The sequence below is a fragment of the Citrobacter sp. Ce129 genome, assembly GCF_030334545.1.
In the GTDB taxonomy this organism is placed as follows: Bacteria; Pseudomonadota; Gammaproteobacteria; order Enterobacterales; family Enterobacteriaceae; genus Citrobacter; species Citrobacter europaeus.
This window is the reverse complement of record NZ_JAOWDS010000069.1, coordinates 13,630-39,112: the sequence shown is the minus strand read 5'-3', so window position 1 is coordinate 39,112 and position 25,483 is coordinate 13,630. Positions and strand designations below refer to the sequence as shown.

Below are 25,483 nucleotides of genomic sequence, written 5' to 3'. Positions count from 1 at the left end.
ACATCAGAGGGCGAGCACCCTCTGACGTTATTCCTTAGATACTGCGGTGTTACGCCCCGCCTTCCGTGGTCGTCGCCTGAGTCAGCATCAGACTGACAACTCCGCTGTATTGACCGGTTTTCAGAATGCCTTTGGTGGTCTGAGAAATGGTCAGTGGCAGTACCGCTGAACCGTTTTCAATGCTGCCCGGGAACAGTTCAGTTCCGGTAAACTCGGCATCGGCGGTGGTCAGGGTTTTATCACCCAGCTTCACGGTCATCGGGACGGACTGATCGCCTTCCGTATTGCTCAGTTGCGCTGCGCTTACCAAACGCACTTTCACGTTGTTGGTGGCCGAGTTTGACCAGACTTTGGTATTTACACGATAACTTTCCAGCCCGCGGCCCGGCAGGTACTGCATATCGATGCTGGCTGGCAGCGGCGTATTGTCGGCCTGAGTCAGATCGAGCTGTGAATCGACGCTGGCGTTGACGGTAATATCTTTTTGGACCGCCAGAACGCTAACGGACGTGGTCATCGCGGCAGCAATCATCAGAGGCTTAATTAATTTACGCATTGATATCTCCATTTTATAAATGAGCACCTGGGCTCTTTAAACAAACCACACGTGGTTTTTTACAGTGATGCCGTGTTATTGCACGACGGGTAAATCAGCTTCTTCAGTGTTTTTATTCATCCAGTTGAAGTAGCGAAATTTATATTTCTGACCGTGGTTCATTGTGAGCATTTTTAATTTCCGTTCAGTGTCCGGATAAATCGTTGCATCTTCTTTTATCCATTTACATGATGAATTTGCATCACAAATACCAATCTCTCTGAGCGGCACACGAAGCGTGCCGCTGTTTTTTAACGTCCCCCGGCGAGGGTCGACCGACAGTGAAACTACGCTTTCTTCTGGCGCAATATGGACCAGTGCGCCCCAAATCACATTGACGCCCAATGTCGCCATCGCCGCAGGTGTATCTGCTTTGCCCGGAATAATACTGTCAGGTTGTTTTACTCCTTCAAAATAGATGCGCCAGGTGGTCTCTTTTTTCGGCGGAATAAGCGATACCAGACGAACAACGCGCATTGCGCCTGCAGCAAGAGCAAATTTTTCTGGCGTAACCACCACGCCACCTTCTTTCCACGAAGCGACGTCGATTTCTTTTTCCTGAAGCGTTCCGGGATTAAGAATTTTCTTTTGCCTCACCCGAATGAACTGAATATCATCCGTTTTGGAAGCCACCTTAATTTGCGCCGCACCGGATCTGTCTACATTCAGTTCCATGGGATATACGCTCATATTGGCCATTGTCATTTCTGAGAAAAATGGCAATGACAGCGCGGCGACATAAAAGGCGGTTGTCATGCTCACTCTTTTTTTCTGTTTCACAATCAGTCTGCCTGCTCTGAGTTTAAAGGCGGCGCGTTAACACCAGGACACCGTCTGCTTTCGTATGGCTTCAGGGCAGGGAAACTTTAACCAGAACAGCGGTTTGTGAAAATTTGTATTAGTTAACTCTTTATATACAGTTTTTTATCCTGCTTTTCTGGCTTTAAGGTTGTATAGTTAAGCGAAAATACCGTGACCAGGGATGTAATGAAAATTCCTTCTGATGAAAAAACAAGCAGTTCAGGGGGCGGTTTTCATGTCGATGTACCAGGGAATAAAAAGCATGCGGTAACAGCCGAGAATAAAAGATGTTTTTTATATGCAATAATTCGTTGTTATTTGATCCTGAAGCACATGTAATAAGTCTTGTTGGACAACCCGAGTCTGTATTAACACTTTCGGCGCCAGCCGTTCGTCTTTTGCAGGAATTTATTAAACACAGAGGACGCGACCTGAGCCGGGAGGAATTGATCGCTCGCGTGTGGGAAGAGTTTGGCTTTACGCCATCGGGGAATAATCTCAATAAGGCGGTAAGCGAACTGCGTAAAAGCTTCCAGTCTCTGGGAGAGGGGCACGAATTTATCGTCACTGTCCCGCGTTATGGCTTCCGTTTTGATGCCGATGTAATTTTTCAGCCTGGAGAGAACATTCAGGCTGCTGATCCGCAACCCCCTTCCGGGCAACAAGCCGTACTGCCCTGGCGCATGTTCCTGAAAAGGTGGTTGATTATAGCGGCATTGATCGTTGCGGCGTTGGGGGCGAGCATCTATTTTAGCCGCCCGCTGGAGATAACCGTTCCGGCGAAATTAAAGCCGGTCGAGGAAAAAATCGCGCGTTGCAGTATCTGGATTATCAACGATCATGGACGACCGTTAGTGCTATCGAAATTAGCGGAGCGACTGGAAGCCAATAACGTGGCTTGCGAGCGCGAGGAGTACGATATTTATTATTTCAGTGCCCGTTTTTCGCTTGCCGCTGCTGATGAAGTATTCATTGGCGCTTGTCCGGTCAGTGAAACCAGCCTGTGTAAAACCATTCGCTACAAAAACGGGGCGGAAGAATGAAAATCAAACTTTTGTTTGGGCTGGGTGGTGCATTAATTGGAGGAGCGGTTGCGCTCTTTATCTACACGGGCGGAGCCTATAAACGCGATGCGTTGGCCTGCAGCACTGAGTTTAATTTTACGCGCTATGAAGGAAAGGTGAATGAAGTGAAGGTCAATGCCGTTGCTCAGTTCTATTTTCATCGTAATGGTACCGGCCTGACCACGTACAAAGGTGCTGCAAAGGCTGAAGGTCGGAGCCTTATCGTTGACAGGGACGTAGATTTTACGTGGGAGCGACGGGAAGATGATAAGGTTATTGTCTTGAGCTACGCCAAAACCTGGCGTCGACACAATGACAACACCCCCGATGCTCAATGGGGCAGCTTTGCCTCGCCGGGCTCCCGCTATTATCTCACCATCTCTGAGCTATCGCCCTCGGTGTGGCTGATTCAGGACCGGCGTTATCCTACTTATATCTGCAAGGGTGAATAAGGTATAAAAAAAAGAGAATGCCACTGGCATTCTCTTTTTTCGTATCAGTGATGCTGCTTAATCGCGGCTCGCAAAGCCCAGAATGCTCAGCAGGCTGACGAAGATGTTGTACAGCGAAACGTACAGGCTGACGGTGGCACGGATGTAGTTGGTTTCACCGCCACGGATGATATTGCTGGTTTCAAACAGGATTGCGCCTGAAGAAATCAGAATAAATACCGCGCTGATCGCCAAATGTAACGCCGGCAGTTGCAGGAAAATATTTGCAACCATACCAATCAGCACCACCACGATACCTGCCATCAGCATACCGCCGAGGAAGGACATATCCTTACGTGTGGTCAGTACATAGGCCGAGCAACTGAAGAAGACCAGCGCCGTACCGCCCAAAGCCATGGCGATAACATCACCCATGCCCGCAGACAGGTATGTGTTCAGTATCGGTCCCAGAATGTAGCCCAGGAAGCCGGTGAAAGCGAAAGCTGACAGAATACCAACCGGTTTATCAGCCGTTTTATAAGTCAGGAACATCAGACCATACATACCCACCAGCGTCAGGATAAGTCCCGGAGAAGGCAACATCAGTACGGTACTGGCAGTCGCAGTGATCGCCGAAAACGCCAGCGTCAGGCTGAGCAGGAAATAGGTATTGCGCAGCACCTTATGCGTGCTGAGTAGCGATGTACGATCGCGCGAAGAACTAATAATACGATCCATGAGTCACTCTCTTATGACAGATGTAATTAATGATGGAGGATAATGAAATCAAGGGGAATGACACAGCGGTTTTACCCATCTTTACGCATTTTAACCCGCCGGGCTTAAGCATATTATTTCAACAAAAGCTCCCGAATCAGATGTTAGCACTGTATGTGCAAAAATGTCAGATCCACATCTGCCAGGTAACTGAAAAATATTGCGTTATTCCCGAATCTCTCTGACAGTGACAACGGTGTCTACCTAAAACAGAGCAATAAGGTAAAGGGAATGATTCAACATAAATCGAAGATATTGACGTTTACGCTGTTAGCTGTCTGTTTGATGTCTATTAACGGCGCGGCGAGAGCGGCTAATGTTCCCGCAGGAACACTACTTGCAGAAAAACAGGAACTGGTCAGAAATAACGGCAGCGAGCCAGCGTCGCTGGATCCGCATAAAGTTGAAAGCAACGTTGAGTTTAATTTAATCAGCGATATGTTCGACGGACTGGTGGCAGTTAAGTCCGATGGGTCTATTGAACCCCGTCTTGCCGCGTCCTGGGAGAACAAAGACAATACCGTCTGGACCTTTCATTTACGCCCGGGCATAACCTGGTCAGATGGTTCTGCTATTACCGCGCAGGATGTTGTCTGGAGCTGGCAGCGCCTGGTCTCGCCGCAAACGGCTTCACCTTATTCTTCGTATTTGGGCAATATGCATGTTGCAAACGCCCTCGATATTGCTCAAGGGAAAAAAGATCCCGCCACGCTGGGGGTAAAAGCCCTCGATGACAACACGCTGGAGATTATCCTGACGCAGCCGACGGCGGCGTTTCTGGCGATGCTGGCGCACCCGTCGCTGGTCCCGCTGGATAAAGTGCTAATAGGCCGCTTTGGCGATAAGTGGACCCGACCAGAACATTTTGTCAGTAGCGGACCGTACAAATTATCGCAGTGGGTGGTCAATGAGCGCATTGTTGCCGAGCGTAACCCACATTATTGGGACGATCGGCACACGATTATTAATAAGGTCACCTATTTGCCCATCAGTTCCGAGTCCGCTGACGTTAACCGCTATAAGGCTGGTGAAATCGACATTGTGTATAGCGTACCGGTCAATCAGTTCGCGCAGTTGAAGAAGACGATGGGCGATGAACTCCATGTTTCACCTCAGCTTTCGACTTATTACTATCAGTTCAATACGACCCGAGCGCCATTTAATGACCCGCGCGTGCGTCGGGCGCTAAATATGGCGTTAGATAAAGACATCATTGCACAAAAGGTGATGGGGCAGGGGCAACGCGCGGCGTGGGTTATCAGCCAGCCGGAAATAGGGGGAGTTCAACTGCATGCGCCGGAATATGCGTCGTGGCCGCTCGAAAAACGTATTGCCGAAGCGAAGAAACTGCTGGCTGAAGCCGGTTTTGGCCCTGAACATCCGCTTAACGTAAATCTGCTCTACAACACCTTCGAAACGCACCAGCGTATTGCCATTGCCGCATCGTCAATGTGGAAGAAAAATCTTGGCGTAGAGGCGAAGCTGCAAAATCAGGAATGGAAAACCATGCTGGATACTATGCATACCGGTAATTTTGACGTCGTTCGCTATGCGTGGATAGCCGATTATGATGATGCCTCAAGCTTCCTCAATATTTTCCGTACCGGTGATAGTGAAAATACAACGAAGTACAGTAATCCCGCCTTTGACGAAGCGATGCGAAATGCAGCGAAAGCAACTTCGCTCCAGGAGCGAGGCAAATACTACCAGCAGGCTGAAGACCTTTTAGGCGAGGATGTACCAGCGATTCCGGTTTACCACTATGTCCGTACGCATCTCGTGAAGCCGTGGGTGGGGGGATTTGCGCCGGATAACCGGGGAAACTACTACACCAAAGATATGTTCATCAAAAAACATTGAGTGCTGCAGCCCTGCATTTGTGCTGAATAAACGGTCAATTTGTTGTTATTTCAGTCGATTAATAACATTTTGGCTGTTTTTCAGGCAAACGAACACATTGGTGCTTTACAGGTCCGTTCGGGATGTTTATAGTGCGCCTCATTGGAAGCGTGGCCGAGCGGTTGAAGGCACCGGTCTTGAAAACCGGCGACCCGAAAGGGTTCTAGAGTTCGAATCTCTACGCTTCCGCCAAACATGAAACCCAAGTCGTTATGCGACTTGGGTTTTTTCTTTTTTATTGGTTTCCAGTATGCCATTGCCGTCTGGTTCGCACTGCCGATCATGACCCGCCATATACCGCGATCGAGGTTGCGGGTGATGACTTTCATAGCAGTTTCAGTTTTTTCCAGTAACCAGCCGCCGCAGCGAAAATCCTGCTTCATAGCCCAGTCCAGAGCCGTTTTGCCACCGATACTTCGGTGATATCGTTAAGCTGGCGTATCTGTGTCTCAATCTGTGTCAGTGCAGCATTACGCCCTGTCACAATGGGCTCAACGCTGGTGGAGTAAATGACATCAGTATGATCGGTTAAGATTTCGGCGTCAGTAGGGGCTTGTTCAATATGGGGCAGCAGTACTGTAGAGTCGGTCGTATCTTCGTCGTTGTTGAATATACCAATTCAGTTGTAATAGGGATGCGGTTGCTGCATCCCTTTATAAACTACTAGAAGAAATCAATACGCGTATTGATTCCGATGGTGCGCCCCATATTGACCTGCGCGACGGCGCTGCTGCCGTTCATGTAACCATAGGTACGGTAACGACGGTCGAACAGATTATCGACATAGACGGAAATGTTCAGCCGTTCAGTCGCCTGCCAGCCCAGGCTGCTGTCCAGGGTGGCATAGGTGCCCTGCCGCAACTGGTTATCGCCATCGAAATAATGCGGCCCGACCAGATTAACCGCCAGTCGGGGCATCAGTGCGCCATAGCGCGTATCAATTACGCCGTTCACACTGCTACCTGCGCCATAACGTGGTACGAACGGTACCCGGTTGCCGTGATACAACTCACTGTCATTGGTGAATTCGGAACGGATCACGTTGCCATTGATATCCCACGACCAGCCTGGCGCAAACCGCCATTTCGCTTCAAGCTCAACGCCGGTAGCGTCGGCTTTCCCCGCATTGCTTAATGTCTGCATCCCAACCGGGCCAGAGTAGAGCTGCATGTCTTTGGTGTGGGTATAAAACGTCGCGGCTTGCAGCGTGACGTCAGCGGTTTCGTAGCGAGTGCCAAGTTCATAGTTGATGGATTTTTCTGCGACGAACGGTTTGGCATCAAGACCGGCAGTAGGCACGATGTTGTACCCGGAAGGTTTATATCCCTGGGCTACACGGGTATACACTCTCCAGTCGTCGGTCAGCATATAGCCTGCGGATAGCTGTCCGAGCACCTGATCGTCATTGCTCTTACCCTGGTCGCCAAACGGGTTGCCGAGCATGCTGCCGTGATATTGTGTACTGGCCTTATCATGCGAGAAGCGCACGCCACCGCCGATATCAAATCGCTCGGTCAAATGCCAGGTCAGGTCACTGTATGCGGCCAGGGTTTCAGCGGTGGTATAGCCGGTACTGCTTAAATAAGGCATTGTCGGCATATCGTAGGCTGAATTTAACTTCTCGCGGGTGTTCTGCCGGTACAGCCCAAACACCATATCAACGGTACGCGCATCGCCCAGGGTAGCGGCGCGTAGCTCCTGTACATCCTGATTCCAGCGCTGAGGCATATTGACGATTAACGAACCGGAAGGGAAGGTGCGCGAATAATGCTGCTGCTGCCAGGCGCTGATCAGATTGAAAACCCACTCATCGGTGGTGTATTTTCCACTCAGGGTCTGGCTGTCAGTGCAGCGCCGCATGTACGGGTCTGGTGAACCATCGCTAAGTGAGAGCTTACGGCCCTTAATATCATTCCATCCCACATAGGCGTCCTGGGTAGCGCGGGTACATTCGCGTGAGGTGGCAAAGCCCATTTCCCAGGGCTGGTCGTCTGGGGCGAGACGCAGTTTCACATTCCCTATGCTGGCGCGGGTGCCGCCTAAGTCATCGCTTCCCGTCGCGGGGTTAATCATGTTGCCGTCATCAACCTGGCGTAACAGGGTGACGCTGCCGTACAGCAGGCCATCCTGAATAGGGCCACTCAGATTGAACTTACTTCGATAACTGTCGCGGCTGCTGACGCCGCCTTCAATATAGCCGCGCGGCGTGCTGTCCGGCTGCTGGGTGACGATGTTGATGATTCCGCCCTGAGCGCTTTTGCCATATAACGTTCCCTGTGGGCCACGCAGCAACTCCACGCTTTGTACATCGGTAAGCGCCTGGATGGTGTTGGTGGAAAGCTGAGGAACGCCATCGACATACAGGGTGACGGCGGGGTTATAGAAGTCCTGCGCCGAAGAGATGCCGCGTAGCGAGATCGTCGAAAAAAGCATGTTGCCGCTGTTTTCTATATTAAGCCCAGGCAAAACTCTGGGGAGTTTGTCGCTGGCGGTAACGCCGGCGTCGCTTAACTGCGGCGCGCTGACAACGGTAGACGAGACATTGTTGGCTGATGCCGAGCGGGAAGATTGTTTACTGGCGGTAACCACCAGCGTGCTTTCATCTTGCTGTGAAGTCTGGGCATTAGCAATGGCGGGGAGCAATAATCCCCCCAAGGCCAGAGGATAAAGCCGTGTCATTTTCATTGTTGTGAGTCCCTGTAAGACGGCGAAACGCCAAAAATACCGACAATAGTGAATTGAAAATGATAACTATTTCTAATAGAGGTGCTACCCGAAACGGGTTTATTTATGCCCGTTTCGGGTTGGTGACTAGTGGAAAGAGCAGAGGCCAGGATGGGGTATCCAGGCCTCCGTCAGGGAGCAATTTATGGGGCGGGACCCCGGTTAAATCAAGCGTTTAAAGGTCGAGGGGGTTACGCCGAACTGTTTCTGGAAGGCGGCAGAGAAATGGCTGGCGTTGGCATAGCCCAGATCGGCCGCCACCGTCATGACTGAGGTATTGCCGTTAGCCAGTCGTTTTCTGGCTTCCTGCATTCGTTCAGCCTGAAACAGGCCATAGACGCTGTTGTTGAACAAAACGCGGAAGCCTCGCTTAATTTTGAGAACGCTCAGACCGGATTCTCTGGCCAGTTCCGCGACGCCCGGCGCTTGCGTTAGATCAGCCAGCAGCAGATCCTTCGCCCGCAGTAGTTTCTGGCGTTCCATCGGGTTGAAGTGGCAGGAGAGGCAACTGGCGTCTTCACGATGTTCATCCAGCACCAGACTGAGCATGACCAGACTTTGCCCCTGCAACCATAGCGTCGACGGCTTTTGTTCATGGCTGAAGCCGTCGTGCATGCGCATCAGCGCGTGACGCAAGGCCTGAGCCGTTAAGTGGGTTTCAGCATTACAACGCTGCTGCTGGCAACAGCAGTGGGAATCGATCTTATTCTTAATGGGCGCGCTAATATCCGGTACCCACAGCGCGAGAGTTTCAGGACTGAAGGAGAGGGTAATGCTCTCGAATCGGCCACAATAGGAGGCGCTGCCGCGGCAGTCTGGCGTATGGGTAATGTAATGGCGATTGCGCGTAAGCTCCCATTCGGTGCGGCGCCTGAGTCCCTGAATCGCAAATCGCGATGTGCCTTCCAGGATGCACGAGAAGTTAATCCTGCCCAGATCATCGTGTAGCTGCAACGTCTCAGGCCGCGCAAAATGGCCCCTCCAGAGCAAAATATCCATACCTTCCTGCAACGAATAGCGCAGCAGTTCACACTGAGCAGGAATATTGCCATCGTTTGCAGGTTTCCCGACCACCAACTGGTGAATAGAGATTTCAGATTGCGTTTGCGGTGACTCCGTCATGACCGGGTTATCTCCCTGTGGCTTAGACCAATGCGGGTAAAAAAAGAACTGAATGGGGTAGATGAGTTATTGATAATGGTTATTATTCACATTAATTATCAGAACGCCACCATGAATTGCCGTTTTTGGTGTCTGTAAAAATTCATCAGGAAATTCAGTTACTCCCATGTCATCTCAATCATCCAATACTGAATCACCGTCCCGATTTCCTCTCTGGCAGGTGATTACCCCTGTTCGCAGGAAGGTTATTTTAGCTATGGCGCTGGCAGGACTGGCGGCATTAACCAGCCTGGGGGCTCTTCTTTTTCTGGCGTGGAGTTTACGCGATATTCGTGCGACGCCAGACGATCTTCCGGTCTGGACGCTGGGCGGCTTGATCGGCTGCGTGGTCTTAACTTTTGTTCTGCGCCTACTGGCGTTTAACACTTCTCATTATGCGGCTTTTCATCTGGAGAATATTCTGCGCAGCAGGCTAGCCCGTAAAGCATTGCAGCTTCCGCCTGGTGTGTTACAGCAAATGGGTAGCGGGGCAGTGGCGAAAGTGATGCTGGATGACGTGAAGTCGTTACATATCTTTGTGGCCGACAGTACGCCGCTCTATGCCCGCGCGATCATCATGCCGCTGGCGACAATCGTTATCTTGTTCTGGCTGGACTGGCGGCTTGCAATCGCGACGCTGGGGGTACTGGCGTTTGGCTTAATTGTTCTCGTGCTCACCCGCCAGCGTTCGGAAGATATGGCTCAGCGTTATCATAAGGCGCGTGAGCAAGTCAGCGCGGCGGTTATTGAGTTCGTACAGGCCATGCCCGTAGTGAGAATGTTTGATAGCGGCAGCACCAGTTTTTTGCGTTATCAACGCGCTCTTGAAGAGTGGGTCGATGTGCTCAAAACCTGGTATCGCAAAGCCGGTTTTTCAGCGCGTTTCTCATTCTCAATTCTGAATCCTCTCCCGACCCTGTTTGTCCTGATTTGGTCGGGATACGGCCTGTTGCATTATGGCAGTCTCGATTTTATCGCGTGGGTAGCCGTTTTACTGCTGGGCAGCGGAATGGCCGAAGCTGTGATGCCAATGATGATGCTCAATAATCTGGTCGCGCAAACACGTTTAAGCATTCAACGTATTTATCAGGTTCTCGCGATGCCGGAGTTATCGCTGCCGCTGTTTGACCAGCAACCGAAAGAGGCGAGCATTACCTTCGAGCAGGTGAGCTTTCATTATCCGCAAGCGCGTACTGGCGCCGCGTTGCAGAAGGTAAGCTTTCATGTGCCCGCCGGGAAAATTGTGGCGCTGGTTGGGCCTAGCGGTGCCGGAAAAAGCACAGTGGCGCGCTTGCTGCTGCGTTACGCCGATCCGGACAAAGGCCATATCCGTATTGGCGGCGTGGATCTGCGCGATATGCAGACGGACACCTTAATGAAGCAACTCTCGTTTGTGTTTCAGGACAACTTCCTTTTTGCCGACACGATAGCCAATAACATTCGTCTGGGTGCACCGGATACGCCGCTGGAGGCGGTAATCGCCGCGGCCAGAGTGGCGCAGGCCCATGATTTTATTAGCGCGCTGCCAGAAAGTTACAACACGCGAGTTGGGGAACGCGGCGTATTTCTCTCCGGTGGCCAGCGGCAGCGCATCACCATCGCCCGGGCGCTTTTACAAGATCGCCCCATTCTGGTACTCGATGAGGCGACGGCGTTTGCTGACTCGGAAAACGAGGCGGCGCTTATCAAGGCGCTCGCGGCAGCCATGCGCGGCAGGACGGTCATCATGGTCGCGCATCGACTCTCAATGGTGACTCAGGCCGATGTGATATTGCTGTTTTCCGACGGACAGCTCAGGGAAATGGGGAGCCATACGCAACTGTTGGCGCAGGGGGGGCTGTATCAACGGCTCTGGCAACACTATCAGCAGGCGCAGCATTGGCTGCCGGGTGGAACACAGGAAGAGGTGGCGGAAAATGAAAGACAATAATCCTGCGGATAACCTCGCCTGGCGCGTCATCTGGCGCCAGCTTATCTCCAGCGTTGGCAGCCAGGCCAGGATGCTGCGACGCTGTATGCTAGCCTTGTTGCTGGCGGCATTTATGCAGGGGATCGCCTTTGCCTGTCTTTATCCGATCATTGATGCGCTGTTACGGGGAGACGCGCCGCAACTTCTCAACTGGGCTGTGGCCTTCAGCGTTGCTGCATTTGTGACGCTGGCGCTACGCTGGTATGGCCTGGGCTTTGAATACCGTGGTCATCTGGCGCAGGCCACCCATGAGTTACGCCTGCGAATAGGGGAGCAGTTACGTCGCGTGCCGCTGGAAAAGCTCCAGCGCGGCAGGGCGGGCGAAATGAACGCCTTACTGCTGGGCAGCGTGGATGAAAACCTCAATTATGTTATTGCGATAGCCAATATTTTGCTGCTCACCATCGTCACGCCGCTGACGGCGTCACTGGCGACTTTGTGGATAGACTGGCGGCTGGGGCTGGTGATGTTGCTAATTTTCCCTCTGCTGGTGCCGTTTTATTACTGGCGCCGCCCGGCGATGCGGCGACAAATGCAGACGCTGGGGGAAGCGCACCAGCAGCTGAGCGGAGATATCGTTGAGTTTGCTCAGGGGATGATGGTATTGCGTACCTGCGGCAGCGATGCTGAAAAAAGCCGGGCGCTGCTGGCGCATTTCAATGCGTTGGAAAACTTACAGACCCGCACCCATCGTCAGGGCGCAGGCGCGACGATGCTGATCGCCAGCGTCGTGGAGTTGGGCCTGCAGGTGGTGGTGTTATCCGGGATCGTCTGGGTGGGGACGGGTACTTTGAACCTCGCCTTTCTGATTGCCGCCGTCGCGATGATTATGCGCTTTTCAGAACCGATGGCGATGTTTATCAGCTACACCTCAGTTGTGGAACTGATCGCCAGCGCCCTGCAACGGATTGAGCAGTTTATGGCGGTAGCGCCGCTTCCCGTTGCAGAGCAAAGCGAGATGCCGGAACGTTACGATATCCGCTTTGACAACGTCAGCTATCGCTACGAAGAAGGCGACGGCCACGCGCTTAATCATGTTTCTTTGACGTTCCCGGCAGCCAGTATGAGCGCGCTGGTGGGTGCCTCCGGCGCAGGCAAAACCACAGTCACTAAATTGTTAATGCGCTATGCCGATCCACAGCAAGGGCAGATTTCTATTGGCGGCGTCGATATTCGTCGCCTGACTCCGGAACAGCTCAATAGTCTGATTTCTGTTGTTTTCCAGGATGTCTGGCTGTTCGATGACACACTGCTGGCGAATATCCGTATCGCGCGCCCGCAGGCGACGCAACAGGAGGTGGAAGAGGCCGCCCGCGCGGCACAGTGCCTTGAGTTTATTTCCCGTCTTCCGCAAGGCTGGCTGACACCAATGGGGGAGATGGGCGGTCAGCTTTCGGGCGGCGAACGCCAGCGAATTTCTATTGCCAGGGCGTTATTGAAAAACGCGCCGGTCGTCATTCTCGATGAACCGACCGCAGCGCTGGATATTGAAAGTGAGCTGGCGGTGCAAAAAGCGATCGATAATTTGGTTCACAACCGAACGGTGATTATCATTGCTCACCGTTTATCCACCATCGCCGGGGCCGGAAACATTCTGGTGATGAAAGAAGGGCAGGTGGTTGAGCAGGGTACCCATGCGCAATTGCTCTCTCAACATGGACGTTATCAGGCAATGTGGCAGGCGCAATTGGCCGCGCGCGCGTGGCGCGACGTAGGGGTTTCCGCGCCTGGAGTATGGGAACATGAGTGATGTTCAGTCGAATGTGAAACCACTGACGTTGACGGCCGGACGGGTGATTTTTGCTATTGCCGGCGTCTATGTGACACAAAGCCTGGTATCGGCGCTGTCTATGCAGTCATTACCCGCGCTGGTGCGAGCTGCAGGCGGTTCGCTGGCGCTGGCCGGTGCGACAACCCTGTTCATGCTGCCCTGGGCGCTGAAGTTTATTTGGGCGCCGTGGATCGAACGCTGGCGGCTTCCGCCCGGCAGCCAGGAACGCCGTTCCCGCATGTTAATTCTGCGTGGTCAGGTTGTGTTAGCGGCGATCCTGACGATTGCCGCAGCGATTGGCTGGTTCGGGCGAGAAGGGGGATTTCCCGATACGCAAATCGTCGCGTTATTTGTTCTGTTTATGGTGGCAGGCACGGTTGCCTCCACCATTGATATCGCCAGCGACGGCTTTTGCGTCGATCAACTTACCCGTGCGGGTTACGGCTGGGGAAACAGCGTGCAGGTCGGCGGTAGCTATCTGGGAATGATGTGCGGAGGCGGGGTGTTCCTGATGCTGTCGGCATCATCCGGCTGGCCTGTCGCCATGCTAATGATGGCGGTGTTGATTATGGCGCTGTCATTCCCGTTGTGGCGTATTAAAGAGCCGAAGCGAACAGCGACTATCCCGCATGTTCCGGCCTTAGGTTATGCGCTAAGCAGGGAACAGACGCGCCTGGGCTTACTGCTGGTATTAATGCTGAATTCAGGCATGCGATTTGTGCTGCCCCTTCTGGCTCCGCTGTTGTTGGATCATGGGTTAAGCATGTCAGCGTTGGGCGCGCTGTTCAGCGGCGGCAATATTGCAGCGGGAATAGCAGGAACGCTGGCCGGCGGATTACTGATGCAATACACCTCACCCGGCAGAGCGCTGTTGACGGCTTATGGCATCCAGGGGATCGCGCTGCTGGCGGTGGTGATGACGCTCCTGATAACGCCGGGTCATCTGCTGCTGTCGATTCTCCAGTGTCTGGTTATTGTCCAGTCCATTTCGCTGGCCTGCGCGCTGGTCTGTCTTTACGCCACGCTGATGTCGCTTTCATCGCCTTTGCAGGCCGGGGTCGACTTCACCCTCTTTCAATGTACTGACGCGGCAATCGCCATTCTGGCAGGCGTTATCGGCGGCGTTGTTGCTCAACATTTTGGCTATGTTGTCTGCTTCCTGTTTGCCGGGGGATTAACGTTGCTGGCGGCGTGGATTGCTTATATCCGGCTGCATTCGGCAAAAGAATTGATGACAAGCGCAATTGATTGATCCGGGAATAACACAGAGAGTTAAGGGTTAAAAATCAGTGAATTTTTACACCTGACGTTACCAGAGGAACAATGGCTGCCGACGAATTTCTGGTGTCTTACGCCAGTTTGCAGAAGAAGAGTGTTATGTCTATGAGAGTCAGCCTTGTGGGTATTTAGGCAAAGGCTGCCAGGCTCGGTTGCACATAAATGCCGACGGAACGCAGCTATTTTTCGGGTTCCACATTGTTCTGAGGGTAGGTGTCGACCGGCGAGCACAACCCCGCCGCGTTTCCACAACCACTGTCGGAATCCGGGAACAGCCAGTTTATTTAGCCCACAACCACGCACCTTAAAGCGTTTTCGGCGATGTTATTGATTTCCATCTAGCCAGTACTGCAGTATGCGTACATGACATTAATGTTGAAGATGATTAATCTGCCCGGATAGCTTTAGCCAGCGCTCTGGACTTTTGGCCTGCCTTGTAGGCGATCCCTAATTTCCTCATGAATATAATCCAGCAAAGCATATCTTTTCCTGTATTCTGAGCGTTTTTTACTGGGAAGCGCATTAAATGACTTACGCTCGACATTCACCGGTAACTGATACCAGTTACTATATGGACGGCCAGCAATCGATTCCCAAAAATCACTGTATGTGGCAACAAAGGACTTACGTTTCTTATACCGGTATCTCAGTTGCCTGAAAACATGACTTTGTTCGCTGACTGCTAAAACATCAGAAATATCACAGCAACTCATTAATGAGCACAGAGCCTCATAAACGATCCGCTTAGGGAATAGTCCATAGCAGGCCTTAGTTGCATCCCTAATAACGTCAGGTCCAATATTTTTTGGAGCACCCTGTAAACCACCAATAAACGCACAATGCCCTTTTGGCGTTGGGATAATAGAGAATGACAAACGAGCGACTGGGATCGTGTTATAATAGAGCGACAACATCAGTTCTCCCTCGCGATCAAAACCGCCAGAAGAGCAATAAATATTAAGCTCCTCACCATTTTTCCCATTAAACTGAGTCAATAATACATCACTGTCCGGAAATAAAAATTCCTGATATTTTACTGGCAGACTCTGGATAAAACGGTAATGTCCAATGATATTTTTACGTCGAGTCTTGGTTAGTCCACCTTTATGTAAATAAGGGCGATGAATTTTGGCCGGCAACGTAGGTTGTATTTCCAGGATCTTATTCGCTTCACTAAGTGAACATAACTCATAAAAATAAAGAATACTGGAGGCAGGATTGATTATGCACCGTAAAAGATACATGAATCGAAATTTCTTGTTCTTCCATTTGCCATGCAGAGAACCACGAGCCAGTACGATGTTTGTCAGAAATTTTAAAAATGATACATTTTTCATAAATATCGCGTGTTAATCTGTTATTTAGTGTTAAAATTTGTTCGCTCGTAAATCATAACCCTTGATTGGCACATTCAGAATGAATAATAGCTTCATTTCTGGGCGCAACACTTTTCCATTTGGACAGGAGAGAGTTATAAAACCCAAATCTCTGACGGAAATGGACAGGCATTAACTAATTTTTAATTATACAGGGTGAAACCTATATATTTATTAAACAAAGTGCTTTTACAGGCATTGCTATATTCTATGAGATGATGAGTGTATTCTTAAGATAGAGATGGGGACATTAAACTTCTGTTTAAACAAGGTATTACAGCCTCTACCGTAAGCTGCTTAACAGAACCGTATAGATATTTATTTTTCATTTAGATCAACTGCTTAGTTTGGAATGTTTGGCGATCCATGATGGAAAGTCGCTGAAAGGCGAGGATGTGGTCGGTGTGATGGAGGGGGGGTGGGTGCTGGGCAAGCGCCTGCCGGTATGTATTCATTCTCAAATGACATGGCTCCGGCTAAATTCATCCAAAGTCTCTGGAAAGACAAAGATCTCTGATTTAGCACTGCAATGATTTAGGTCAGGGTCAATTTGGCCAAGATCTCAAAAAATGCTTGGAACTAAAACGGGTCTATTAACAGAATCAACAAGTCAACTAAGATTAGCTTAACTGACTTGTTACTCGTCCCATCCTTTTTTAAAATGGTTCTAGCTATCCATACTCTCCGGATACGGATAGCCAGCACTATTTAAAATTTCGGTAAGAGTGAATGCTTCACCAATGTTAGGCCACTCAATACTGTTTTTTGTTATTCTATAGTTTTTTAAATCTTTTATATTTGCCTGCTTAAGCAATGGGAACCAAATGAAAGGGACCGATATAATGAGTCCATTTTGTAACTCAAGACAAATATGATGGGCGGAATACCGTATTTTTTTAACTTGTAACATAAGAGACCTTAAGGTAAGTTAATGTATGGAACACGCTTCATTGAATTGTTTTCAGATAATTTGATTATTTTCCATAAATATCTTTCGATAGTATCCAGTATTGGTAACGTCGATTCCCTTGGGCGGTGATACGTATCGACTGAAGATTAACATGCCATCCTCCGTCACTGTCAGGAGATTCATCAAAGATAACAGTACCAGTGAGAAAACCTTCATCGATTAAAAGAGCCATATACGCATAGGTTTCTTTTGTACTACCAATCGATTTAATTAATTGATTCCACTCGTGATGATTTATTCTTGAGGGAAGTGCTGTTTTGAAAGCATTTAAAACATGCATTTGTTTATTTTCATCTATAATCATTATGGCTACTCCTGTTGATTATTAATGTAATTACTTATTGAGTCTTAGATGGATTTTACCAAAACCAATAAAAATCAAAACAATAAAAAATAAATGCTGCAATTAATATCACCCAGCATAATGCTAACATGATATTTTGTGTTTTTTTATTTCTCTCTAGCGGTTGCATATTTCTTGCCTTTTCATTGATAAGTGTACTTACACCTTGTAGTATCTAGCCTTCCTAAATACCCTTAGTAAAAATGAACTGCAAAAGTTGAATTTTCCTTGCACGAACAGCACCTGCACAAGAGTTAAGGTAGTAATCGAACGTTCTTCTAAATATAGGGGGATAATCATCTTCCAAAAGATGCCATGAAGAGTTAAATCGTTGCTCCCATGCTATTAAAGTCTTGTCATAATCTGTACCGAAATTGTGTAAGTCTTCTGTAACAAACCAAGTTTCACTCGCACTCGATATTTGAGAAATTGACGATAAACTGTCATGTTGGAAAATATACTTGTTTATCCATGGATCTACATTATGGTCAGTTTTGTTGGAACAGATAGTATGGAGTAAAAATAAGCCACTTTTTTTTAAAAGCTGATTAATAATATTAAAATAAGTCAGATGGTTTTTAGCTCCAACATGTTCAAACATACCTATCGAGACAATGCGATCAAAGGTTTGTGTAAGTGTTGGGAGATCTTGATAATCAATTAACTTAAAATCTATATCTAATGAGCTACAACGGATACTGGCCATTCTTATTTGCTCGGCTGAGACAGTTACTCCCGTTACTCTAACTCCATAATTTTCAGCCGCATACGCAGCAAGCCCCCCCCAGCCACAACCGATATCTAATAACGTCATTCCTTTTTTAAGCTGCAATTTTTCACAAATAAGTTTTAACTTATTCTGTTGCGCTGTATGTAAATTTTCCGCATTACGCCAATAACCACAAGAGTATTGCATATAAGGATCGAGTATTAAACAGAACAGGCGATTACCAAGATCATAATGATCTGTACCTGCTATCCAGGCCCACTTATTTGATTGCATGTTGAGCAATTTTTCTCCAGCAAGCCTGACCATGTTCTTCATGTTCCTTTTTATTATCCCGTCCAGGTCAGCGCGGAGAGTTTTGGTAACCATTTCATCCAGCTTTTCACAATCCCACCAGCCATCCATATAGCTTTCACCGAGGCCAAGAGCGCCTTGCTGTAAAACTCGCTTGAAAAAACGGTTATCATGTACCTGAATGTCGAATGGTCGAGAACCATTAATTTTGATATCAGCTTCATAAAACAGTCGCTGAGCCAGATCATACCATTGATCATGTTGGCCTTTTCGTACTGTGTTCAATGGATATTTATTCCTGGAATAATAATTATTATTATTCATGAACTAACTCTCTTGTAACTTTTTTTTACAGCTGTAAATAAAAGAAGTCGACCTCCACGTTAACATCTCAATTTCTCGCGGAGTCTTACCATTTTTAAGATGTTGAAGGATTGTTTCACGGTCTTCGTTGATGTTTTTACGACAGTTATACTGGTTTCTTTCTGCATCTTTCAGTCGACTACTAAGGAGTGTGGTCAGTTTTCTTTGTTTCATTATAGCAGTTGACTTCATATCCCCATCACTAATTGACTGAATTTCTCGCCAGACCGATATCGCACGGCGTAACAATCCCATGGATTCAAGTTCATTGGCTTTATTCATCAGTTCCAACGTTTTCTTCATAGTAGGAAGATACCTTTTTATATTCTGTCATTTGTAATACAAATCTGCTTGATGTTTATTTGAAAATATAATGAATTATACGAATAATGATCATTGATGAATGGAATGAGTTTTTTAAGTAGTTGTTTTATAATTGATTGTCGTTGTTTTTTATATGGTGTGATTGCTATGATTTATCAATTTTGAAGACGGCAAATATGTTTCAATATATTAATCTGAACTACGCCTGAGAAAATTTTTATTACTTGTTGTTCGTATATGTTTTGTTTAGTTTTTCAATGCTAATTTTGGATTGTGAATCACTGCGTTAATGTAATAACTAACGTTATATTTTCCAGGTTGTATTGTTCATGCCAGCAGTGGATTGCTTTTTTTTACGATAACCAATCGCAACCTGTAAGGTTTGCCTTTGATATGTCAGAAGTATATGCTTCTTCATAGATATATAGACATCAAGATAATTATTTTTTAAATATAGGTTTGTTAAAATGAAATCAAAAGAAATTCTGGCTGGAATAATGATGGCCTCAACGATGCTGATGTCAGGTTGTTCAACTTATGATTCGGTGCAGGTGAAACCGAAAAAGCTTGAGAATAATTACTCTTATTACCTTCTCAATCCGCCACTGTACGAAGGTGATGTTGTACAGTACAAATTAAAAGATGGTAGCCATGATACTGTTACTGTTCAGACAACCACACCGCGGGCGCTGCTTACAAGTACCGGGCAGGCGGTTTCCTTTGATGATATGGTTTCGCTTGATAAAAAAGACATATCGAAAGGAAAAACAGCAGCAGCAATAGGGGCTGGCGCTGGAGTAACCGCAGTTGTCATCGTTGCTGTATTTGCTGTAGCACTCGGTGCGGGCTTTGCAGCAATAGCTGCCGGAGGTTAAAACTATTCAAGTCACGTCGTGACTCAGCCGCTCCCATTTAACAATATGTATGTAACCTATGGCCTGAGCTCACATTGCTATCGAATTCATGAAGCCTAAGCACACAGTTGGTTGTCAGCAGGCAATTTTGTGTAGCGAGTCCGTCTGAGCATCGACAGAGCGACCCATCAAGTCATGCAGGGCATCTGAGGCGAACTGATATCCCATTCGGGTAATGAATTTAGCGACAATAAATACGACCAGTAAATCCATAAAGTGCAGCCCCAGCAAATTCCCGGTGATACCGAACGCCACCACTACGGATGATGCAGCATCGGAGCGCGCGTGCCAGGCATTCGCAATAAGTAGTGAAGAGTTATGCCTCGGCCGGTCGCAAGCATATATCTAAAGAGAGTCTCCTTAATCGCTAGAGCCAGTAAAGCAATCCATAATGCGATCGTTTTACTTCCTGATGAGACTGTCCGTGAAAGAGCTTATTACCGGCAGACCACAGCATCCCTGGACCAACAAAAAACAGAATGTCCCCGATAATAAATTTCGCACCATTCTCGAAACGCAGATTTCCGTAATGGTGGTCATCATCAGAGTCTCGCTGGATTTATTATTTTCTACCATGAAAACAAAGTCAGAAATAAGTCTAAAAATGAGCGAAGGCCATCAGAAATCAACCCTTGAGAACCAAGGGGCATGCCAGCAACGAATTGAACAATTTAAAGAAAATGCTCTAATCATTACACTTGTACGATAGTGAGGTAGCAGAGGCTCTGGTCAGTGTTTTGGGTTGAACAGAATGACTGAGGCAGGCATGTCAGAAAACATGCTTATTGCCTGAAAATGGACTTTCTTTTGCCAGCAGGCTTGAACTGAACCCGATGTATTCAACAAAGCCCATTGTTATTAACAGGAATGAATATGCATAACAACTGTAATGATTAGCTCGTCCATGAGGTAATCATTATCCCCCTTAAATTACGCGCTGGCGGCAATCAACCCATTGAGAGTGTCGCTTATCTTCTCAACCATCGTAGAAATACTTTCCTTGGTTCTCTGATTGCGTTCGATGTTAATGCTGAAAATATCTGTTATTGTGCTGGGATGCCCGCCAAGAAGACATACCCGGTCTGAAAGCATTACCGCTTCTTCAACGCTGTGGGTTACCAGGAGCATCGAGCGTGTTTTAATAACCCTATTTTCCCACATTTCGATGAGATCCTGGCGTAGCTTGTTGCCGGTGAATATATCCAACGCGGAGAAAGGTTCATCCATCAGTAAAAGATCCGGCTCAACCGCCAGTGCCCGGGCAAACCCGACACGCTGGCGCATCCCCCCCGAGAGCTCCCGTGGATAAGATTTTTCATAGCCGATGAGGCCAATCAAATCCAACATGTCCATCGTCCTTTTACCGACTTCATCAGACGAAAGTCCCAGTGCTTGCAGCCCAAGAGCCACACTATCGAACACATTTAACCATGGGAATAGCGCAAATGATTGAAAGACCATACTGGTATTTTTTCCCGGCCCATTAACTGGCTGATCGCAGCACACGATGGAACCAAAATCAGGTTCGACAAGACCGGCCACCATTCGCAGCAGCGTGGATTTACCCGAACCAGAACGCCCAAGTAATGCAACAATCTCATTCTCCTTAACCTCAAGATTAATATGTTCTAGCACAACAACTTTTTGTTCCCGGTCTTTTTTGAAAGATTTAGAGATGTTTTTAACTTCTAATACAGCTTTTGAATGCTTCATAACATGTCCTGATGGCTGATTATTAATCATTAGTCGAATTTGAAACGGTTTTCTGCATAGCGATACATGGGTTGCCAGATGAAAATAATGCACAGTAGAACCATGAAACACATTGCCAGGCATCCCAGTGCTTCTTGCTGATTTAGGCCGGCATCGCTGGCGAGAGAGATAAAGGCACCGAGCCCATGAGTTTGTAATGTAATTTTTCCCCAGTTCAGTACTTCAGCGGCAATTGCGGTATTCCATGCCCCCCCAGCTGCTGAAATAACTCCAGTGACGATATATGGGAAAATTGCCGGAAGTGTGAATTTACTCCACCACAGCCATCCACGAAGATGACAAACTTTACTCGCTTCAACCATTTGGCTGGGGATCATCGATGTGCCCGCGATGACGTTAAAAAGCACATACCATTGTGTACCCAGCATAATCATCGGGATGGTCCAGCTCCCCAGGTCCTGGTGCCATACCACAATCATAAAAGCAATCAACGGGTAAAAGACGTTGGCAGGAACCGCGGCTAAAACCTGGATAATCGGCTGGAAAAAACGTACCAGTTTAGGCCGTAGACCGATCCAGACGCCAAGCGGCGTAAAAATAATGACGCTGAGCACCATGGCCGCAATGACCCTCGCAGCAGTCAACCCCATCCAGCCGGGAAGTGAAGCCAGATATTCCTTAGGAATGAATAACCACAGCTGGTGGCCGTAATAAATGCATCCAACAACGATAGCCAGATACCATAGATTTGACCAAAGCCAGTTCATTTGTCCCAGGAAAGCAAACAAGCGATGAAGTCGTAACCCGTACCATGCTTTTGGTAATACAAATAACCAGAATAGGGAGAACCGTTTGCAGGCGAGCCCCAGTCCTCGCCCTGTCATTGAATTGCTCAGGCATTGATAGAACCATGAACTTGGTACCTTTCTGTCACTCACATCCTCGTACTTAAACTGATGGGCATAGCGGACCAGCGGACGGAACAGTAATTGGTCAAAGATGATGATATTAACGATTAGCGCTAATACTCCCCGGACGACGCCAGAAGGACTACCTTCCTGAAGCGCAATACCAATATAAGAGCCAACACCCGGTAAATTTGTACTGCCTCCTCCTACTGTCAGCATCTCTGAGGCAATCAACGCAAACCAGGCGGCAGACTGCGATACCATCGTATTCCACAGTAACCCCGGGAACGAATAGATGAATCCCAGACGCCAGAATTTCTGCCAAGGGTTATAGCGGAATACTTCCGTCGCTTCTGCCAGCTCGTTGGGTACCACTCTGAGTGTCTGGTACAGCGTCAGCATCATATTCCATGCTTGTGCGGTAAAGACTGCGAATATCGCTAAACCTTCAAGCCCCATAACGCTGTGCGGATAAAGACCGAGGAAAAAGGCGGTGGTGAAAGTCAGGAATCCAACTAACGGGACAGATTCCATAAAGTTGACTAAGGGCAAAATGACGCGTCTCATAGGCGCAAATTTTGCTGCCAGCACCGCAAAGACGATTGAAAATAGCATTGAATAAAATAGCCCGATTACCAGGCGCATGGTGGTACGAAGCGTGTAATAAGGAAGAACATGATAATCGAGGCTTAGTGCGGGTAAGTCGTGCCCATTGAATGCGCTATGCATCCCCCGCCAACCGTAGATAAAGAGGACAATACTTGCCACAAGAATAAAACAGACAACCATATCGTTAAGCACAGAAGTCGTCTTGCTTCTATGTTTTGTCAAAGCATGCATAATAAGAATCTCCGCTCATTATTCACGCTCAGGGGATGACCTTCACTGAACATGAGTGAATAATGCAGGATGAAATTTATAAACCCAAAATGGCCATAGAGGCGCGTCAGCTTAACTCAAGCCTCTATGGTACATTACGAATTAAGGCAGTAACGTGTTGATATAATCCTCAACAGCACGCTGTCTTTTATTTGCAAGTTTTTGCAGGAACCCACTGACGAAAGACTTTCCGCTAGCGAGCTTTTTATTGATGGCGAGTGGTGATGAATTCCGGACGGGCAGACAGGCATCCGCCAGAGTTGAAAAATGAATGGTGCTATTAGCATCAACATAAAAAATATAACGTTTGGTTGTGAGCAACATGCTACACCTCACCTAAGTGCATTAAATGAAAGGCCATTAACCGACAGTTTCAAGGCAACTGTCATGACCACCTCCATTGCATACACCTGATTTCAATGCAGATAGTCAGCCTGAGCTTAGCCCTCTCGATGGAGGTTCATCAGAAATGTTATGCGTCATAACGCTTCTCCTCTTGAAGATACGGGGTTAATTTAGTTATGGCGGGATGATTTTCGATAAGAACATCACGCTAATTAGTAGTTATTTTGAGGCGCAATCACATGTTAGGTGAAATTACTGCCCACCGGGACCGGCAAGCAGCGACAGGAGCATTTTCGCTAGCTTGCCTTGTTATTTAATTTAGGGTAACTGTCCAACGAATAACTCCTGTTTGAAAGATGCCTTATTATAGCTATGTGGCTTGAACGGTAAATTAAAAAATCACTTCTGGTTATGAATTGTTTAGCTATGACAAGGTAAGAGTTAATGTTTCAAAATAATACGGATTGAATCGCTATGGATAATCCAGACACTCCCTGCCGTTAATGGACTGACCCCACCATCACAGCCGGGTAAACGAGGATACAACAAACCCATACATTGTCGAAAATATCGTTACATCGATGATCTGCAACAGTCATGATTCGTTTCATTGTGATTAGAGGGGCCATCATTAATGATTTTTAGACTATTGAAGTGTCTATCTGGTTCTGTTGACTTAAAAACTGAAGTTCAGGATAAACTGTGATGCCGGTTTTTCAGATAGCCAGCAGGAATATGCACCGGTCTAATAAACTCAGACCGTGTTGATTGCGCGTTACAAATAATCCTTAGTCAGCAAATGATTAGAATTGTATATTGATTTTGATCAATTTTACGGCGATTTAGTTCAATGTAAATATCGATCGATTACGCCTTTCGTGATAGTTAATGACTATCAATAATAATTAATTGATCGTTTTTGTTGATCAATATGTCTGCGCATACTATCCTCGGCTTGTTTTCTGCACAAGTTTGGTTCTTTTTTTGTTCAATTGGGCCGAGGTCTTTATGAAGTAACTTGAGCTCCGTGAATCGACGCAGAAACAGCGGCCGATGATGCGTGCTCTTATCGAACAGGGTAGGAGCATCTACCGCCTCAGGTTAAGTTGGCTGAATAAGCTGGGTCTGCGAATACGGATACGACTCGATGGAACGCTGATCCCGGCATTTCCTTGAGGATGGTGAACCTGCATGTTGGATAATTCATTCTCTTAATTAAACGAGGTTTTTACATGATATTAAAACTGATTCCGATTGCTTCGCTAGTTTTTCTGGCGGCCTGTTCATCCTCTGGCGCGGCTCATTCCCCGGACAATAAGGCAGTCAGTAAAAATATGACTCCGTCAGTAAAGTACGCCAGCGGAAGAAACTCCCTGACTCCGGTTTATGCTATTACTTCCAGTAACAACAGTTGTGTGGATAACTTTAATTTTCTGCGGCGGGCCGGAAGTGATCAGTATCAAAAATATTCACAGGACTATATAAAAATTGGCAACGGGTATACGTTTCTGAACACCAATAAAAATATTATGGGGGACGATGCGAAAGCAGTATATACCATGAAGCTTGATATGAAGCTGGATACCTTATGTAACCGCGTTAATTATGCTGGATATCAGGTTGTTAAAGCAAAAATAAAAGAACTATACGGAATTTAAGCTATTTCCTTGGCTGTCTTTCCGGAAATAAATGGTGCCGGGTGCATACTACATGAGGCACTAATACCGGGTTGTGGAGATAATCATAAAAATACTGAAAGGGTAAGAGAGGCTTGTGATGGAAATGGCACTGACTCTTTTTCTTACGCTGTTATGCATCCTGTTTTATATTGGATGCCTGACCGGTTTTTTTTTGTAA

The 25,483-nt window shown here is 47.7% G+C and carries 23 protein-coding genes, 1 tRNA gene and 3 pseudogenes; 11 read left to right on the top strand and 16 right to left on the bottom strand.

What is annotated here, in order from left to right:
* Nucleotides 1-49 precede the first annotated feature (49 nt).
* Nucleotides 50-556: a CS1 type fimbrial major subunit gene (locus OGV77_RS17870; protein ID WP_043015802.1), complete on the bottom strand. Its 507-nt coding sequence runs from the start codon at nt 554-556 to the stop codon at nt 50-52.
* A gap of 75 nt (nt 557-631) precedes the next feature.
* The gene (locus OGV77_RS17865; protein WP_170927996.1) at nt 632-1,375 is read right to left on the bottom strand and encodes a fimbrial protein; all 744 of its coding nucleotides are present in this window, start codon (nt 1,373-1,375) and stop codon (nt 632-634) included.
* A 308-nt stretch (nt 1,376-1,683) separates the two neighbouring features.
* Between OGV77_RS17865 and OGV77_RS17860 the strand changes: the two genes are divergently transcribed.
* Both OGV77_RS17860 and OGV77_RS17855 read left to right on the top strand, forming a co-directional pair.
* Nucleotides 1,684-2,439, top strand: a complete 756-nt coding sequence (locus tag OGV77_RS17860; RefSeq protein WP_087050459.1) for a winged helix-turn-helix domain-containing protein — start codon at nt 1,684-1,686, stop codon at nt 2,437-2,439.
* Complete coding sequence (locus OGV77_RS17855; protein WP_043015805.1) at nt 2,436-2,912, top strand: hypothetical protein; 477 nt, start codon at nt 2,436-2,438, stop codon at nt 2,910-2,912. The genes OGV77_RS17860 and OGV77_RS17855 overlap by 4 nt, the downstream gene beginning before the upstream one ends.
* A 57-nt stretch (nt 2,913-2,969) precedes the next feature.
* Here the strand turns inward: OGV77_RS17855 and yccA are convergent, their stop codons facing one another.
* Nucleotides 2,970-3,629, bottom strand: coding sequence for an FtsH protease modulator YccA (yccA, locus tag OGV77_RS17850; protein ID WP_043015806.1), 660 nt, complete (start codon nt 3,627-3,629; stop codon nt 2,970-2,972).
* Nucleotides 3,630-3,899: 270 nt separating this feature from the next.
* Here yccA and OGV77_RS17845 point away from each other — a divergent pair, with 270 nt between their 5' ends.
* Complete coding sequence (locus OGV77_RS17845; protein ID WP_087050460.1) at nt 3,900-5,528, top strand: ABC transporter substrate-binding protein; 1,629 nt, start codon at nt 3,900-3,902, stop codon at nt 5,526-5,528.
* Nucleotides 5,529-5,671: 143 nt separating this feature from the next.
* Nucleotides 5,672-5,759 (top strand) — tRNA-Ser (locus OGV77_RS17840).
* A 95-nt stretch (nt 5,760-5,854) separates the two neighbouring features.
* On the opposite strand, the pseudogene OGV77_RS17835 reads toward OGV77_RS17840, so the two are convergent.
* The 3 genes and pseudogenes from OGV77_RS17835 to ybtA form a co-directional block, all read right to left on the bottom strand.
* Nucleotides 5,855-6,129: pseudogene (locus OGV77_RS17835) on the bottom strand (DUF4942 domain-containing protein); the annotation flags it as partial.
* A 101-nt stretch (nt 6,130-6,230) separates the two neighbouring features.
* Complete coding sequence (gene fyuA / locus OGV77_RS17830; RefSeq protein ID WP_087050461.1) at nt 6,231-8,252, bottom strand: siderophore yersiniabactin receptor FyuA; 2,022 nt, start codon at nt 8,250-8,252, stop codon at nt 6,231-6,233.
* A gap of 201 nt (nt 8,253-8,453) precedes the next feature.
* Entirely contained in the window at nt 8,454-9,413 is a 960-nt protein-coding gene (ybtA, locus tag OGV77_RS17825) for a yersiniabactin transcriptional regulator YbtA (RefSeq protein WP_047412253.1), read from the bottom strand.
* Nucleotides 9,414-9,669: 256 nt separating this feature from the next.
* On the opposite strand from ybtA, the gene ybtP reads away from it, so the two are divergent.
* The 4 genes and pseudogenes from ybtP to OGV77_RS17805 all read left to right on the top strand — a co-directional run.
* Nucleotides 9,670-11,382, top strand: coding sequence for a yersiniabactin ABC transporter ATP-binding/permease protein YbtP (gene ybtP, locus OGV77_RS17820; RefSeq protein ID WP_286502939.1), 1,713 nt, complete (start codon nt 9,670-9,672; stop codon nt 11,380-11,382).
* Nucleotides 11,369-13,171, top strand: a complete 1,803-nt coding sequence (gene ybtQ, locus OGV77_RS17815; RefSeq protein ID WP_087050463.1) for a yersiniabactin ABC transporter ATP-binding/permease protein YbtQ — start codon at nt 11,369-11,371, stop codon at nt 13,169-13,171. Before ybtP ends, ybtQ begins: the two co-directional genes overlap by 14 nt.
* Nucleotides 13,164-14,444: a yersiniabactin-associated zinc MFS transporter YbtX gene (ybtX, locus tag OGV77_RS17810; protein ID WP_087050464.1), complete on the top strand. Its 1,281-nt coding sequence runs from the start codon at nt 13,164-13,166 to the stop codon at nt 14,442-14,444. Before ybtQ ends, ybtX begins: the two co-directional genes overlap by 8 nt.
* Before the next feature lie 33 nt (nt 14,445-14,477).
* Nucleotides 14,478-14,658, top strand: a pseudogene (locus OGV77_RS17805) (salicylate synthetase); the annotation flags it as partial.
* Here OGV77_RS17805 and OGV77_RS17800 read toward each other — a convergent pair.
* From OGV77_RS17800 to OGV77_RS17780, 6 genes and pseudogenes are all read right to left on the bottom strand, one after another.
* A pseudogene (locus tag OGV77_RS17800) lies at nt 14,653-14,826 on the bottom strand (IS66 family transposase); the annotation flags it as partial. The pseudogenes OGV77_RS17805 and OGV77_RS17800 overlap by 6 nt on opposite strands.
* 48 nt (nt 14,827-14,874) lie before the next feature.
* Nucleotides 14,875-15,807 (bottom strand): VirK/YbjX family protein, encoded by a 933-nt coding sequence (locus tag OGV77_RS17795; RefSeq protein ID WP_075144880.1) that lies wholly within the window; start codon nt 15,805-15,807, stop codon nt 14,875-14,877.
* A gap of 706 nt (nt 15,808-16,513) precedes the next feature.
* Nucleotides 16,514-16,756: a DUF2442 domain-containing protein gene (locus OGV77_RS24755; RefSeq protein ID WP_043015815.1), complete on the bottom strand. Its 243-nt coding sequence runs from the start codon at nt 16,754-16,756 to the stop codon at nt 16,514-16,516.
* Nucleotides 16,757-16,820: 64 nt separating this feature from the next.
* Entirely contained in the window at nt 16,821-17,120 is a 300-nt protein-coding gene (locus OGV77_RS17790) for a hypothetical protein (RefSeq protein WP_087050465.1), read from the bottom strand.
* Between the two features lie 223 nt (nt 17,121-17,343).
* Nucleotides 17,344-18,504, bottom strand: a complete 1,161-nt coding sequence (gene cfa / locus OGV77_RS17785) for a cyclopropane fatty acyl phospholipid synthase (RefSeq protein WP_080625433.1) — start codon at nt 18,502-18,504, stop codon at nt 17,344-17,346.
* Nucleotides 18,505-18,507: 3 nt separating this feature from the next.
* Nucleotides 18,508-18,846: a hypothetical protein gene (locus OGV77_RS17780; protein WP_043015817.1), complete on the bottom strand. Its 339-nt coding sequence runs from the start codon at nt 18,844-18,846 to the stop codon at nt 18,508-18,510.
* 488 nt (nt 18,847-19,334) lie between these two features.
* On the opposite strand from OGV77_RS17780, the gene OGV77_RS17775 reads away from it, so the two are divergent.
* Complete coding sequence (locus OGV77_RS17775) at nt 19,335-19,742, top strand: hypothetical protein (protein ID WP_047412240.1); 408 nt, start codon at nt 19,335-19,337, stop codon at nt 19,740-19,742.
* Nucleotides 19,743-19,856: 114 nt separating this feature from the next.
* On the opposite strand, the gene OGV77_RS17770 is transcribed toward OGV77_RS17775, so the two are convergent.
* The gene (locus OGV77_RS17770) at nt 19,857-20,084 is read right to left on the bottom strand and encodes a cation diffusion facilitator family transporter (protein ID WP_231130593.1); all 228 of its coding nucleotides are present in this window, start codon (nt 20,082-20,084) and stop codon (nt 19,857-19,859) included.
* A 121-nt stretch (nt 20,085-20,205) separates the two neighbouring features.
* On the opposite strand from OGV77_RS17770, the gene OGV77_RS17765 reads away from it, so the two are divergent.
* Nucleotides 20,206-20,490 (top strand): hypothetical protein, encoded by a 285-nt coding sequence (locus tag OGV77_RS17765; RefSeq protein WP_231130592.1) that lies wholly within the window; start codon nt 20,206-20,208, stop codon nt 20,488-20,490.
* 221 nt (nt 20,491-20,711) lie between these two features.
* Here OGV77_RS17765 and OGV77_RS17760 read toward each other — a convergent pair whose 3' ends face one another.
* The 3 genes from OGV77_RS17760 to OGV77_RS17750 form a co-directional block, all read right to left on the bottom strand.
* Nucleotides 20,712-21,494 (bottom strand): ABC transporter ATP-binding protein, encoded by a 783-nt coding sequence (locus OGV77_RS17760; protein WP_043015819.1) that lies wholly within the window; start codon nt 21,492-21,494, stop codon nt 20,712-20,714.
* A gap of 29 nt (nt 21,495-21,523) precedes the next feature.
* Complete coding sequence (locus tag OGV77_RS17755) at nt 21,524-23,242, bottom strand: ABC transporter permease subunit (RefSeq protein WP_043015820.1); 1,719 nt, start codon at nt 23,240-23,242, stop codon at nt 21,524-21,526.
* A gap of 141 nt (nt 23,243-23,383) precedes the next feature.
* The gene (locus OGV77_RS17750) at nt 23,384-23,605 is read right to left on the bottom strand and encodes a hypothetical protein (RefSeq protein ID WP_043015821.1); all 222 of its coding nucleotides are present in this window, start codon (nt 23,603-23,605) and stop codon (nt 23,384-23,386) included.
* A 1,253-nt stretch (nt 23,606-24,858) separates the two neighbouring features.
* Here OGV77_RS17750 and OGV77_RS17745 point away from each other — a divergent pair.
* A complete protein-coding gene (locus tag OGV77_RS17745; RefSeq protein ID WP_087050466.1) occupies nt 24,859-25,284 on the top strand; it encodes a YuaE family lipoprotein in 426 nt (141 codons plus the stop codon).
* The last annotated feature ends 199 nt before the right edge of the window (nt 25,285-25,483 follow it).